Annotated in this window: 10 protein-coding genes; 3 read left to right on the top strand and 7 right to left on the bottom strand. The window is 74.5% G+C overall.

Annotation, left to right across the window (positions count from 1 at the left end; all coding sequences use genetic code 11):
• Positions 1 to 22 precede the first annotated feature (22 nt).
• Positions 23 to 622, bottom strand: coding sequence for a GDSL-type esterase/lipase family protein (locus tag KJP73_RS06900; protein ID WP_213282057.1), 600 nt, complete (start codon positions 620 to 622; stop codon positions 23 to 25).
• 156 nt (positions 623 to 778) lie between these two features.
• Positions 779 to 934 (bottom strand): hypothetical protein, encoded by a 156-nt coding sequence (locus tag KJP73_RS06895; RefSeq protein WP_213282056.1) that lies wholly within the window; start codon positions 932 to 934, stop codon positions 779 to 781.
• A gap of 93 nt (positions 935 to 1,027) precedes the next feature.
• Here KJP73_RS06895 and KJP73_RS06890 point away from each other — a divergent pair, with 93 nt between their 5' ends.
• Positions 1,028 to 2,008, top strand: a complete 981-nt coding sequence (locus tag KJP73_RS06890) for a GlxA family transcriptional regulator (RefSeq protein WP_213282055.1) — start codon at positions 1,028 to 1,030, stop codon at positions 2,006 to 2,008.
• Between the two features lie 91 nt (positions 2,009 to 2,099).
• On the opposite strand, the gene KJP73_RS06885 is transcribed toward KJP73_RS06890, so the two are convergent.
• The 5 genes from KJP73_RS06885 to KJP73_RS06865 form a co-directional block, all read right to left on the bottom strand.
• Complete coding sequence (locus KJP73_RS06885) at positions 2,100 to 6,026, bottom strand: multifunctional oxoglutarate decarboxylase/oxoglutarate dehydrogenase thiamine pyrophosphate-binding subunit/dihydrolipoyllysine-residue succinyltransferase subunit (protein WP_249669176.1); 3,927 nt, start codon at positions 6,024 to 6,026, stop codon at positions 2,100 to 2,102.
• A gap of 316 nt (positions 6,027 to 6,342) precedes the next feature.
• Positions 6,343 to 7,152 carry an ABC transporter permease gene (locus KJP73_RS06880; protein ID WP_213282053.1) on the bottom strand — a complete coding sequence of 270 codons (810 nt, stop codon included), beginning with the start codon at positions 7,150 to 7,152 and terminating at the stop codon, positions 6,343 to 6,345.
• On the bottom strand, positions 7,149 to 8,126 hold the full coding sequence (locus tag KJP73_RS06875; RefSeq protein WP_213282052.1) for an ABC transporter ATP-binding protein: 978 nt from the start codon (positions 8,124 to 8,126) through the stop codon (positions 7,149 to 7,151). Before KJP73_RS06875 ends, KJP73_RS06880 begins: the two co-directional genes overlap by 4 nt.
• A gap of 127 nt (positions 8,127 to 8,253) precedes the next feature.
• Positions 8,254 to 9,309: a sensor histidine kinase gene (locus tag KJP73_RS06870; protein ID WP_213282078.1), complete on the bottom strand. Its 1,056-nt coding sequence runs from the start codon at positions 9,307 to 9,309 to the stop codon at positions 8,254 to 8,256.
• Positions 9,310 to 9,338: 29 nt separating this feature from the next.
• On the bottom strand, positions 9,339 to 10,121 hold the full coding sequence (locus KJP73_RS06865; protein WP_213282051.1) for a response regulator transcription factor: 783 nt from the start codon (positions 10,119 to 10,121) through the stop codon (positions 9,339 to 9,341).
• A 168-nt stretch (positions 10,122 to 10,289) separates the two neighbouring features.
• On the opposite strand from KJP73_RS06865, the gene KJP73_RS06860 reads away from it, so the two are divergent.
• Both KJP73_RS06860 and KJP73_RS06855 read left to right on the top strand, forming a co-directional pair.
• On the top strand, positions 10,290 to 11,630 hold the full coding sequence (locus tag KJP73_RS06860) for a hemolysin family protein (protein ID WP_213282050.1): 1,341 nt from the start codon (positions 10,290 to 10,292) through the stop codon (positions 11,628 to 11,630).
• Positions 11,627 to 12,673, top strand: a complete 1,047-nt coding sequence (locus KJP73_RS06855) for a hemolysin family protein (RefSeq protein ID WP_213282049.1) — start codon at positions 11,627 to 11,629, stop codon at positions 12,671 to 12,673. Before KJP73_RS06860 ends, KJP73_RS06855 begins: the two co-directional genes overlap by 4 nt.
• Positions 12,674 to 12,760 lie beyond the last annotated feature (87 nt).

Here is a 12,760-nt window from a genome sequence, read left to right as displayed (position 1 = left end):
GCGCCCGGCCCCACGAGGCCCGTCAGACCACGTCCTCCGGCAGGCCGAGCCAGGCGTTCCAGTGCGAGTGCAGGACCAGCCACGCCATCAGGCCGTAGCCCGCCTGGCCCGGCAGGGCGCCGTCGCCGGCGGCGAGGTCGGCCAGCCACTGCTCGTGCCCGGCCAGCGGCGTGAACGTGTCGACGTACGGCACCCGGCGGCGCGTGGTCACGTCCGCGAACGCGGCGGACAGGTCGGCGAGCGTCGTGGCCTCGATGCCCGCGCCCGGGGGCGGGCCGACGACGAAGGCGGGCATCCGGCGCTGCTCGGCGGCGTCGAGGATGTTCGCGAGGTTGAGCCGGCTGCGGGCCAGCGACAGGCCGGCCTGGGCGTCCGCGCGGCCGAGGGCCACGACCAGGCGCGTGTCGACGTCGGGGGAGGACCGGCGGGCGACCTCCTCGTCCCAGCGGGCGGAGAGCCCGGACGTCGTCTCGCCCGGGACGGCGAGCGTGAGGACCGTGGGCGGAACCGGCGTCGTCGTCCGGGCGGCGACCCGGCCGACCCAGCCCAGCGCGCGGGGGTCACCGGCTCCCGCGGCCAGCTCGTCCCCGACCACCACCAGGCGCAGCGCCTGCTCGCCCACCCCGGACCCCCGACCTTCGCTCGACCACCGGCGTCCCGCGGGACGCGGTGACGCAGTGCCCCAGTGTCGCAGCCGCCGGACGGGATCCGCCTGACCGACGCGCGCCCGCCTGCCGTCGACGGGGGAGGCGGGTAGGGCCGGGGTCAGGGCGGGGGGTCAGCGGAGGTAGGCGTCGGTGGACTCGGTCCAGTCGTGGCGGGACGCCGGCGGCGAGCGGTGCCCGAGGCCGTCGTGGCGCACCCAGTCGTACAGGCGGGCGGCCAGCCACACGGTGAGGGTCAGGAGCGCGAGGGCGAGGATCAAGGTGAACATGGCAGAAAGTCTGCCGGTGTCGAAGTCGCGCCACGAGTGGCAGGACGGCCGTGTGCCATCGACATCCCGCCAGTTCCGTGGGAGGCTCACCGCATGCTGCAGCGTGTCGCCGCCATCGCGGTCAACGGCGTGTCCGCCTTCGAGCTCGGGCTGGTCTGCGAGGTGTTCGGCATCGACCGCTCGGACACCGGCGGCCCGACGTTCGACTTCACGCTGTGCACCCCGGAGCCGGGGCGGGTCGCCATGGAGCCCGGGCTCGCGGTCGAGGTGACGGCCGGCCTGGACGTCGCGGCCGACGCCGACCTCGTGGTGTTCCTGCCGTACAAGGCGCCCTACACGCTGCCGGAGGAGGCGCGGGACGCCCTGCGCGCGGCGCACGACCGCGGCGCCTGGGTGATGAGCATCTGCTCGGGCACGTTCGCGCTGGGGGAGGCCGGCCTGCTGGACGGCCGGCGCTGCACCACGCACTGGATGTACGCCGACGACCTGCAGCGCCGCTACCCGACGGCGCAGGTCGACCCCGCCGTGCTGTACGTCGAGGACCGCGGGGTGATCAGCAGCGCCGGGACGGCCGCGGGCATCGACGCGTGCCTGCACCTGGTGCGTCGGGAGCTCGGGGCGCAGCAGGCCGCCGCCGTCGCCCGCCGGATGGTCGTGCCGCCGCACCGCGACGGAGGTCAGGCGCAGTACGTCGACACGCCGCTGCCGTGCGACGCCGACACCCTGGCCCCGCTGCTCGCGTGGATGACCGAGCACCTGGACGAGGAGCTCACCGTGCCGGACCTGGCCGCGCGCGCCCTGATGTCCGAGCGGACGTTCGCGCGCCGGTTCCGCGCCGAGACGGGGACGACGCCCGCCGCCTGGGTCACCCGGCAGCGGCTGGTCCGCGCGCAGGAGATGCTCGAGCGGACCTCCGTGGGCGTCGACGAGATCGCCCGGGCCAGCGGCTTCGGCAGCGCCGCCATCCTCCGGCACCACTTCTCCCGCGTGCTCGGCACCAACCCCCAGGCGTACCGCCGGCAGTTCGCGTGCACCGACGAGGCGCAGGAGGCCGCGGCGGCGTCGGTCGCCTGACGCCACCGCCCCTGGCTGACGCGCACGACGCGCACGACGCGCGAGAGGCCGGCCACCCCCGCGGGGTGACCGGCCTCTCGTCAGCGGCGGCTCAGCGCTCGAACGCCTGCCGCAGGAGCTCGGCCTGCTCGGCCTGGTGCGCCTTGGCCGACCCGGCGGCCGTGGACGCCGACGCCGGGCGGGACACCGCGCGGACCGGGGCACCGACGACCTGGGGCAGCGCGAGCGACACGTACGCCCACGGCCCCTGGTTGCGCGGCTCGTCCTGCACCCACACCAGCTCGGCCCCGTCGAACGGCGCGAGCGCGGAGCGCAGGCCCTCGTGGTCGAGCGGGTAGAGCTGCTCGAACCGGACGATCGCGGTCCGGTCGTCGCCGAGCTTCTCGCGCTGCGCGACCAGGTCCCAGTAGACCTTGCCGGAGCAGAGCAGCACCCGGTCGACCCGCCCGGCGTTCTCCGCCGCGACGGCGTCGCCGATGACCGGCCGGAACGTGCCGGACGTGAAGTCCTCCACCGCCGAGGCCGCCGCCTTGAGGCGCAGCATCGACTTCGGCGTGAACACCACCATCGGGCGGCGCGGCCGTGCGTACGCCTGGCGGCGCAGCAGGTGGAAGTACGACGCGGGCGTCGTCGGCTGCGCGACCGTCAGGTTGCCCTCGGCGCACATCTGCAGGAACCGCTCGATCCGCGCGGACGAGTGGTCCGGCCCCTGGCCCTCGTAGCCGTGGGGGAGCAGCAGCACGACGGACGAGTGCTGGCCCCACTTCTGCTCGGCGGAGGAGATGAACTCGTCGATGACGGTCTGCGCGCCGTTGACGAAGTCGCCGAACTGCGCCTCCCACAGCACCAGGGCGTCGGGCCGCTCCACGGAGTAGCCGTACTCGAAGCCCAGGGCGGCGTACTCCGACAGGGACGAGTCGTAGATCCAGAACTTGGCCTGGTCCGCCGACAGGTACAGCAGCGGCGTCCACTCCGCGCCGGTCTCGCGGTCGTGCAGGACGGCGTGCCGCTGCACGAACGTCCCACGCCGGGAGTCCTGGCCGGCGAGGCGCACCGGGGTGCCCTCGATCAGCAGGGAGCCGAACGCGAGGATCTCGCCGAAGCCCCAGTCGATGTTGCCCTCGCGGGACATCTGCTCCCGCTTGGCCAGCAGCTGGGCGAGCTTCGGGTGGATCGTGAAGCCCTCCGGCGCCCGCACGTGCGCGGCACCGATCCGCTCCAGCACCTTGGCGGGCGCGGCGGTCTGCCAGCCGATGATGACGCCGGCGTCCTCGCGCTGGGACTCCGGGCGCTCCAGGCCGGCGACCGGCTCCGCGTCGGGCGACGGCGGCGTCCAGCCCTCCTCCCGGGTCTCGGCGAACACCCGCTCGAGCTGCGCCTGGTAGTCGCGCAGGACGTGCTCGGCCTCCTCCAGCGTGATGTCCCCGCGGGACACCAGCGCCTCGGTGTAGAGCTTGCGCACCGACCGCTTCGCCTCGATGAGGTTGTACATCAGCGGCTGCGTCATCGAGGGGTCGTCGCCCTCGTTGTGGCCGCGGCGGCGGTAGCAGACCATGTCGATGATGACGTCGCGGTCGAACTGCTCGCGGTACTCGAACGCGAGCTCGGCGACCCGCACGCACGCCTCGGGGTCGTCGCCGTTGACGTGGAACACCGGGACCTGCAGGCCCTTGGCGACGTCGGTGGCGTACTGCGAGGACCGCGAGGACGACGGGCCGGTGGTGAAGCCGACCTGGTTGTTGATGACGACGTGGATGGTGCCGCCGGTGCGGTAGCCGCGCAGCTGCGCGAGGTTGAGTGTCTCGAACACCACGCCCTGACCCGCGAACGCCGCGTCGCCGTGGATGAGGATCGGCAGCACGGAGAAGCCGTCGCCGCCGAGGTCGATCCGGTCCTGCTTGGCCCGGACGATGCCCTCGAGCACCGGGTCGACGGCCTCCAGGTGCGACGGGTTCGCCGCGAGGTACACCCGGGTGCTGGCGCCGGACTCGGCGTGGAACACGCCCTCGGTGCCCAGGTGGTACTTCACGTCGCCGGAGCCCTGCACGGACTTCGGGTCCTGGTTGCCCTCGAACTCGCTGAAGATCTGGCCGTAGGACTTGCCGGCGATGTTCGCCAGCACGTTGAGCCGGCCGCGGTGCGCCATGCCGATGGCGACCTCGTCGAGCCCGCCCTCGGCCGCCCGGGACAGGATCGCGTCCAGCAGCGGGATGACGGACTCGCCGCCCTCCAGGGAGAACCGCTTCTGCCCGACGTACTTGGTCTGCAGGAAGGTCTCGAAGGCCTCGGCGGCGTTCAGCCGGCGCAGGATGCGCAGCTGGTCCTCGCGCGGGGTCGGCGCGTAGCCGGCCTCCAGGCGCTCCTGCAGCCACCGCCGCTGGCGGGGGTCCTGCAGGTGCATGTACTCGACGCCGGTGGTGCGGCAGTAGGAGTCGCGCAGCAGCGCGAGCACCTGACGCAGCGTGGCGCGCGGCTTGCCCGTGAACCCGCCGGTCGGGAACGTCCGGTCCAGGTCCCACAGGGACAGGCCGTGCGTCTGCACGTCGAGGTCCGGGTGCTTGCGCAGGCGGTAGGCCAGCGGGTCGGTGTCGGCCATGAGGTGGCCGCGCGACCGGTAGGCGTGGATGAGCTCCGCGATCCGGGCCGGCTTGATGGCCTCGGCGTCCGGGTCGGCGGCCTCCTTGACCCAGCGGATCGGCTCGTATGGCACGCGCAGGGACGCGAACACCCGGTCGTAGAAGCCGTCCTCGCCGAGCAGCTTGCGGTGCAGGATGCGCAGGAAGTCGCCGGACTGGGCGCCCTGGATGATGCGGTGGTCGTAGGTCGACGTCACCGTCAGGACCTTCGACACGCCCATCTTGTTGAGCTGCTCGTCGGACGTGCCCTGGAACTCGGCCGGGTAGTCCATCGCGCCGACGCCGATGATCGTGCCCTGCCCCTGCATGAGGCGCGGCACGGAGTGCACCGTGCCGATGGTGCCGGGGTTGGTGAGCGACAGGGTGGTGCCGGCGAAGTCGTCGACGCCGAGCTTGCCGCCGCGGGCGCGCCGCACGACGTCCTCGTACGCGTTCCAGAACTGCGCGAAGTCGAGCGTCTCGGCCTGCTTGATGCTCGGCACGAGCAGCTGGCGGGTGCCGTCGGGCTTCGCCAGGTCGATCGCGAGGCCGAGGTTCACGTGCGCGGGCGTCAGGACGCCCGGCTTGCCGTCGACCAGGGTGTAGGAGCTGTTCATGGCCGGCATCTCGCCGACCGCCTCGACCAGCGCGAAGCCGATGAGGTGCGTGAAGGACACCTTGCCGCCCCGGCCGCGGGCCAGGTGGTTGTTGATGACGATCCGGTTGTCCACCAGGAGCTTCGCCGGGATGGCGCGCACCGACGTCGCCGTCGGCACCTCCAGGCTCGCCTCCATGTTGACGACGACGCGGGCGCTCGGGCCGCGCAGGCGCTGCACCTCGTCGGACGCCTCGGGGGCGGCCTGCTCGGCCTCGCGCGCCGCCTTCGCCGCGGGGGCGTAGGGGGCGGTCGCCGGCTGCGCGGTCGCGACCGGGGAGGTCGCCGGCGTCGGCTCGGGGTCGCGCGGCGCGTCCTGGACCTTGGGCCGCTCGGCGGCCGGCGCGGGAGCCGGCGGGACCGGGGCCCCGTCGCCGGTGTGCGCCGGCCGGGCGGGGCTCGGCTGCGCGACGGTGCCCGGGCGCTCACCGGCCGGCGCGCCCTGCGGGGCAGCCGAGGGTGCTGCGGTCGCCGGCGGCGTCGCGGCCTGCGGTGCCGGAGCCGCCGGGGGAGCGGCCGGCGAAGCAGGGGCAGCCGGGGCCGCCGGTGCCGCGGCACCGTTGCTCCGCGCGCCGTCCGTCGCCGCCGGACCGCCCGGCGCCCCGGAGGTCGTCGCGGCGGGCGCCGAGGGACGGTAGCCCTCGAAGAAGTCCCACCACGCGGGATCCACCGCGGTCTTGTCCTGGAGGTACTGCTCGTACAGCTCGTCCACCAACCACGTGTTCGCGCCGAAGTCGGCACGGTTCACGTCTGGCTCCGCATGCTGGGACACGCGAGGATCGCCCACTTCCTCCGCGGTCACGGACCGCGTCTTCGCCGGATCTGTTCGTGGACAACCCTACGTCCTGACCCCGCGTCATCTCCTCTCGGGAGGCGCGGCGCGCGGAGGGTTCACACGCTCGTCACACGGCGGGTCGGCTGGGGGTGTCCGCCGCCCCATGGATGCGTCCGCGGGGGTTCTGGCGCAGGTCAACTCGGTCATGGCGGGGTCGGGAGAGACGCGCACGCCCCCGCCACCCGGCACGACGGCACGGGGGACGGGGGCGTGCGGCTGCCGCCCGCGATCAGGTGATGTCGCGGCGCAGCGTGGTCAGCCGGCCGAGCAGCGCCAGCACGAGCGCGTATCCGACGAGCACCAGGGCGCCCGCCACCGGGCCGAGGATGTCGCCCGAGCCCGTCGCCGAGTAGAACGACCCGCCGCTGATCGCCTCGCCCGCGGCACCCGGCAGGAACCGCCCGATGCCCGCGGTCGCGTCGTTGAGCGTGAGCACCAGCCGCAGGATCGGCTCGACGAACTGGGTGAACGCCAGCACCACGACGATCGCCACGACCTGGTTCGGCATCGCGAACCCGAGCCCGACGCCGACCATGCACCACACGGTGAGGGCCAGCGCGGTGCGGGCGATGATCGCCCACACGCCTCCGTCGTCCAGCAGGGTCGGCGCGTCGGTGAACGCGAACGCCGCGACGCCGGCACCGACGGTCGCGAGCGTGCCGAGCACGCCGTAGAGCAGGCCCATCGGGAGCCCCGCGAGGAGCTTGCCGGCCACGAACCGGTTCCGGTCGGGCTGCGCGAGCAGCGTGGGGGTCAGGGTGCGGTGCCGGAACTCGGCGGTCACCGACAGCACGCCCACCAGCAGCGGCAGCGCGTACCCGAACGACGCGGGCAGCGTGTAGACCGCCGTGGCGACGGCCTCGGGGTCCATCGCGACCGGTTCGCCGCCCGCGCCGCTGACGTCCGCGCCGTCGAAGGTGAACGCGAACGCGAGCATGCCGCCGATGAACGCCATGTAGACGACCATCACGATCAGCAGGACCCACCAGGTGCGGGTGGTGATGATCTTCCGGTACTCGGAGACGAGGGTGTCCTTCATCGCGCACCTCCGGCGGCGGTCGGGGCGGCGGCGGGAGCGGTGTGCGCGCCTGCGGGAGCGACCGCGGCGGGCGCGGTGAGGCGGAGGAACACGTCCTCGAGGCCGACCTCGTGCGTGGCCAGCTCGTGCAGCTCGAGGCCGGCGGCGTACGCGGCGTGGCCGACCGTGGCGACGTCGGTGCCGACGAGCTCCGCGCGGCCCGGGACCGCAGCGGCCCCGTCCCGGACCTGCCAGCCGGCCCGCGCCACGAGGGCGTCGAGCGCGGCGGCGTCCGGCGAGGCGACGCGGACCCGCGGCTCCGCGAGCCGGCCGAGCTCCTCGAGGGTGGAGGCGTGCACCAGCCGGCCGCCGGCGATGATCACGACGTCGTCGACGGTCTGCTGCACCTCCGACAGCACGTGGGAGGACACGAGCACCGTGCGGCCCTGCGCGGCGAGCGCCCGCAGCAGGTCGCGCAGCCAGCGGATGCCCTCCGGGTCGAGGCCGTTCGCCGGCTCGTCCAGCAGCAGGACCGGCGGGTCGCCCAGCAGGGTGGTCGCGAGGGCGAGCCGCTGGCGCATGCCGAGCGAGAACCCGCCCACCCGCCGGCGGGAGGCCGCTCCGAGCCCGACCAGGTCCAGGACCTCGGTTGCGCGGGCGTCCGGCACGCCGGCGTGCGGGGCGTACACCCGCAGGTGGTCCAGGGCGGTGCGCCCGGGGTGGAAGTCGGCGGCCTCGAGGGCGGCGCCGACCGTGCGCATCGGGCGGTCGAGCTCGGTGTACCGGCGGCCGCCGATGGTGGCCGAGCCGGCCGTGGGGGAGACGAGGCCGAGCAGCATCCGCAGGGTCGTCGTCTTGCCCGCGCCGTTGGGGCCGAGGAACCCGGTGACCCGCCCGGGACGGACGGTGAAGCTCAGGTCGTCGACGGCCCGGACCTGGCCGAACGTCTTCGTGAGGTGGCTGACCTCGATGGCGTGCGCTGCGTCGGGTGGCATGCCTCGACCCTAGGAGCCCGCGGCCCGTCGGCGGATCCGCCGCGAGACGGAACCGCTGCCCGGCGGCCGGTCCGCCGCCAGGCGGAGGCCACCGGGCAGGCGCCGGTCGGACGGCGGGAGCGACGGGTCAGAAGGCCCCGGTGGCGGGCCGGGTCTGCCGCCGGGACGGCAGCATCACGCGCATCGTGCAGCCGCTGTCGGTGTCCGCGACCTCGACCGTGCCGCCGTGCAGCGTGACGGCCCACCGGACGATCGACAGCCCGAGGCCCGTGCCGCCGGTGGAGATCTGGCCGGTGATCGCCGGGGTGTTGCCGCGGGCGAACCGCTCGAAGACGCGCTGCCGCTGGTCGGCGGCGATGCCGGGGCCCTCGTCCACCACGTCGAACCGGACCCAGCCGCCGGCGCGGTGCGCCTCCAGGCGGACGGGCGCGCCGCGGGGGGAGTGCCGCACGGCGTTCTGCACGAGGTTCGCGATCACCTGGTGCAGGCGCTCGCGGTCGGCCGGCACGGTGAGGTTCGGCGGGTCGACGACGACGGGGAAGGTCAGGTCCTTCGACGCGCCGACCAGGCGGCCCTCCTGCGCGGCCTCCTCCAGGAACTGCTGCACCGGGACGTCGGTGACCTGCAGGTCGACGGCGCCGGCCTCCAGCCGGGACAGGTCCAGCAGCGTCGCGACGAGCCGGCTCAGGCGCTGGGTCTGCGCGAGCGCGGCCTTCATCGCCTCGGGGTCCGGGTCGCTCACGCCGTCGACGATGTTCTCGAGCTGGGCCTGCAGCGCGGTGACGGGCGTCCGCAGCTCGTGCGAGACGTTCGCGACCATCTCGCGCCGGACGGTGTCCGCCTGCTCCAGGTCGTCCGCCATCCGGTTGAAGGCGGTGGCGAGCTGCCCGACCTCGTCGCGGCTGGTCGCCTGCACCCGGCGGCTGTAGTCGCCGGCGGCCATCGCCCGGGCCGCGGCGGTCATCTCCCGCAGGGGCGAGGTCATCCCGCGCGCGAGCACCTGCGTCATGACGAGGGCGATGATGATGACGATCGGGAAGGTCCGGGTCGGACCGAGCGCGTTGTTCAGGCCGATCCAGGTGAGCGACGCCGCGACGAACACCGCCGCCGCCACCAGGACGCCGAGCTTGATCTTGATGGAGCGGAGCCGGTCGAGCGGGCGGACGTCGGGCAGCCGCGCCATCCGCGGCGACCGCTGGTGCCGGGGGACGGTCACGCCGACCCGTTGCCCGCCCCGCCGGCGGGCTCCAGGGCGTACCCGACGCCGTGCACGGTCCTGATCAGGTCGGACCCGAGCTTCCTGCGCAAGGCCTTCACATGCGAGTCGACCGTGCGGGTCCCGGAGGCGTCCACCCAGTCCCAGACCTCGGCCAGGAGGCGCTCGCGGGTGAGCACGGTCCGGGGGCTGGCGGCGAGCGCGAGCAGCAGGTCGAACTCGGTCGGCGTCAGGTGCACCTCCTGCCCGCCGCGGTGCACCCGGCGCTGGGCGCGGTCGATCACGACGTCGCCCACGGCCACCGGCGGCTCGGTCTCGGCGGACCCGGCGGCCAGCTCGGCGGCGAGCGCGGCGCGCTGCTGGCGGCGCAGGAGCGCCTTCACCCGCGCCACGAGCTCGCGCATGGAGAACGGCTTGGTCATGTAGTCGTCCGCGCCCACGCCGAGCCCGATGAGCATGTCGGTCTCGTCGTCGCGCGCCGTGAGCATCAGCACGGGCACGGGGCGCTCCGCCTGGATCCGGCGGCACACCTCCAGCCCGTCGATGCCGGGGAGCATCACGTCGAGCACCACGACGTCGGGGGTCAGGCGCGCGGCGGCGTCGACCGCCTGGAGGCCGTCACCCACCGTCTCGACCTGGTAGCCCTCGGCGGCGAGCCGGCGCGCGACGGCGGTCGCGATGGCGGGCTCGTCCTCGACGACGAGGACGGTGGTGGACGTGGCGCCCGGCGTGGCCGCGGGGCTGCCGGCGGCGGCGCCGGGGCGGGATGCGAACGTCATCCCGCCAGCGTAGGACGGACGTGTGGAGGTTTCGTATGATTGCGCCACCATGAGCAGCTCAAGTCGCTGCCGGCGTCCTCCCCGGGCCGACGAGCCCGGGGGCGACCATGCCGGCCCCCACTGCCTCCTGATCCTCCCCGCGCGCGGCCGTCGACCCGGCGGTGACCCGTGCTGACGGAGTGGCTGCTCGTCCTGCTGGGCGTGGCGCTCACCGCCGGCACCGCCGTGTTCGTGGCGAGCGAGTTCTCCCTGGTGACGCTCGACCCGGGCGTCGTCGAGGGCCAGACACGCCCCGACGACCGGCGCGGCCAGAGCGTCCTGAAGGCCCTGCGCCGGCTGTCCACCGAGCTGTCCGGCGCCCAGGTCGGCATCACGGTCACCACCGTGCTGCTCGGCTACACGACGCAGCCCGCCGTGAACCGCCTGCTCGCGGAGCCGCTGCGGGACTCGTTCCTCGGCGCCGCGGCCGGCGGGGTCGTGGCCGTCGTGCTCACGCTCGTGCTGGTGAACGGGTTCTCCATGCTGTTCGGGGAGCTGGTGCCCAAGAACTTCGCGATCAGCCGGCCGCTCGGCACCGCCCGGTGGGTCGCGCCGCTGCAGGCCGGGTTCACGACCGCGCTGCGCCCGCTGATCACCCTGTTCAACTCCAGCGCCAACGCGCTGCTGCGCCGGGTGGGCGTCGAGCCGCGCGAGGAGCTGTCCGGCGGCCGGTCGCCGCAGGAGCTCGCCGCGCTGGTCAAGCGCTCCGCGCAGGTCGGGACCCTCGACGAGACCACCGCGACGCTGCTGACGAACTCGATCGAGTTCACCGACCTCACCGCCGTCGACGTGATGACCGACCGGCAGCGCGTCGTCGTGCTGCGCCGGGAGGACACCGCCGACGAGGTGGTGCGCCTGTCCCGGGAGACGGGGCACTCGCGGTTCCCGGTGATCGGCGACGACTCCGACGACATCGTCGGCCTGGTGCACCTGCGCCGCGCCATCGCCGTGCCGCACGAGCGCCGGGGCGAGGTGCCCGCCGCCGCGCTCATGGTGGAGGCGCCGCGCGTGCCGGAGACCGTGCACCTGGGCCCGCTGCTGGTGGAGCTGCGGGACCACGGCCTGCAGATGGCCGTCGTCGTGGACGAGTACGGCGGCACCTCGGGCGTCGTCACGCTGGAGGACGTCGTCGAGGAGCTGGTCGGCGACGTCGCGGACGAGCACGACCGCCGGCGGACGGCCGCCTCCCGCCGGGGCGACGGCGCCTGGGTGGTGTCGGGCCTGCTGCGCCCGGACGAGCTCACCGAGGTGACCGGGCTGATCGTGCCGGAGGACGGTCCCTACGAGACGCTGGGCGGCCTCGTGATGGCCGCGCTCGGCCGGGTGCCGCAGCCGGGGGACGAGGTCCGGGCCGGCGACGTGCGGCTGCGCGTCGAGTCGATGACCCGCCGCCGCGTCGAGCGCGTGGTCGTGCAGCCCGAGGGCGCCGCCGCCGACTCGGACACCCGGGCGGGGGGTGAGCGCGCATGAGCCCCGAGGTGGCCCTCGTGCTCGCCGTCGCCCTGCTGGCCGGCAACGCCTTCTTCGTCGCGGCCGAGTTCGCGATCATCTCCGCCCGACGGTCGGCGATCGAGCCGCTCGCGCAGTCCGGCGACCGGCGCGCCGCGACGGTGCTGTGGGCGATGGAGCACGTCTCCCTCATGCTCGCGTGCGCCCAGCTCGGCGTGACGGTCTGCTCGACGAGCCTGGGCCTGGTCGCCGAGCCGGCGATCGCCCACCTGATCGAGTCGCCGCTGCACGCCCTCGGCGTCAGCGAGAGCCTCACGCACCCGATCGCCTTCGTGGTGGCCCTGCTCGTCGTGGTGTACCTGCACGTGGTGCTGGGCGAGATGGTGCCGAAGAACCTCGCCGTGTCCGGGCCGGACCGGGCGGTGCTCGTGTTCGGGCCGCCGCTCGTGTGGCTCGCGCGGGTGGTCCGGCCGATCATCTTCGCCCTGAACTGGGTGGCGAACCACGTGCTGCGGCTGTTCCGGGTGGACCCGCGGGACGAGGTGGCCTCCGCCTTCACCGCCCAGGAGGTGCAGTCGATCGTCGAGCAGTCCCAGGCCGAGGGGCTGCTGGACGACGAGCAGGGCCTGCTGTCCGGCGCGCTGGAGTTCTCCGACCGGACCGCTGCCGACGTGATGGTCCCCGTGGCGGACCTGGTCCCGGTCGGCGTGGACGTCACGCCGGACGAGGTCGAGCGGCTCGTCGCGCGCACCGGCTACAGCCGGTTCCCGGTCGTCGACCGCCAGGGCACGCCCACCGGCTACCTGCACGTGAAGGACGTCCTGTACGCCGACGACGAGTCGCGGCGGCTGCCCGTCCCGACGTGGCGGGTGCGGGCGCTCGCCGTCGTGGCCCCCGGCGACGAGGTGGAGGAGGCGCTCGCGGCCATGCAGCGCTCCGGCGTGCACCTGGCCCGCGTCGAGGACGACGGCCGGGCGGTCGGGGTCGTGTTCCTGGAGGACATCCTCGAGGAGCTCGTGGGCGAGGTCCGGGACGCCATGCAGCGCGGGGCGTTCCGCCGCTGAGCGCGCGGCCGGGTGGCGTGCGCGCCACCCGGTCGGCCCAGCGGGGTGGGACTTTCGTCACACGTCCGGGTGGCCCAGCAGGGTGAA

The sequence above is a fragment of the Cellulomonas hominis genome (genome assembly GCF_901521055.1).
Classification (GTDB): domain Bacteria; phylum Actinomycetota; class Actinomycetes; order Actinomycetales; family Cellulomonadaceae; genus Cellulomonas; species Cellulomonas endometrii.
This window is presented reverse-complemented; position numbering and strand designations above follow the sequence as displayed.

Excerpts from the sequence above, each read along its gene's own strand:
- KJP73_RS06880 (WP_213282053.1), bottom strand. The coding sequence starts at position 7,152 with ATGAAGGACACCCTCGTCTCCGAGTACCGGAAGATCATCACCACCCGC.
- KJP73_RS06875 (WP_213282052.1), bottom strand. The coding sequence starts at position 8,126 with ATGCCACCCGACGCAGCGCACGCCATCGAGGTCAGCCACCTCACGAAG.
- KJP73_RS06865 (WP_213282051.1), bottom strand. The coding sequence starts at position 10,121 with ATGACGTTCGCATCCCGCCCCGGCGCCGCCGCCGGCAGCCCCGCGGCC.
- KJP73_RS06855 (WP_213282049.1), top strand. The coding sequence starts at position 11,627 with ATGAGCCCCGAGGTGGCCCTCGTGCTCGCCGTCGCCCTGCTGGCCGGC.
- KJP73_RS06870 (WP_213282078.1), bottom strand. The coding sequence starts at position 9,309 with ATGGCGCGGCTGCCCGACGTCCGCCCGCTCGACCGGCTCCGCTCCATC.
- KJP73_RS06890 (WP_213282055.1), top strand. The coding sequence starts at position 1,028 with ATGCTGCAGCGTGTCGCCGCCATCGCGGTCAACGGCGTGTCCGCCTTC.
- KJP73_RS06895 (WP_213282056.1), bottom strand. The coding sequence starts at position 934 with ATGTTCACCTTGATCCTCGCCCTCGCGCTCCTGACCCTCACCGTGTGG.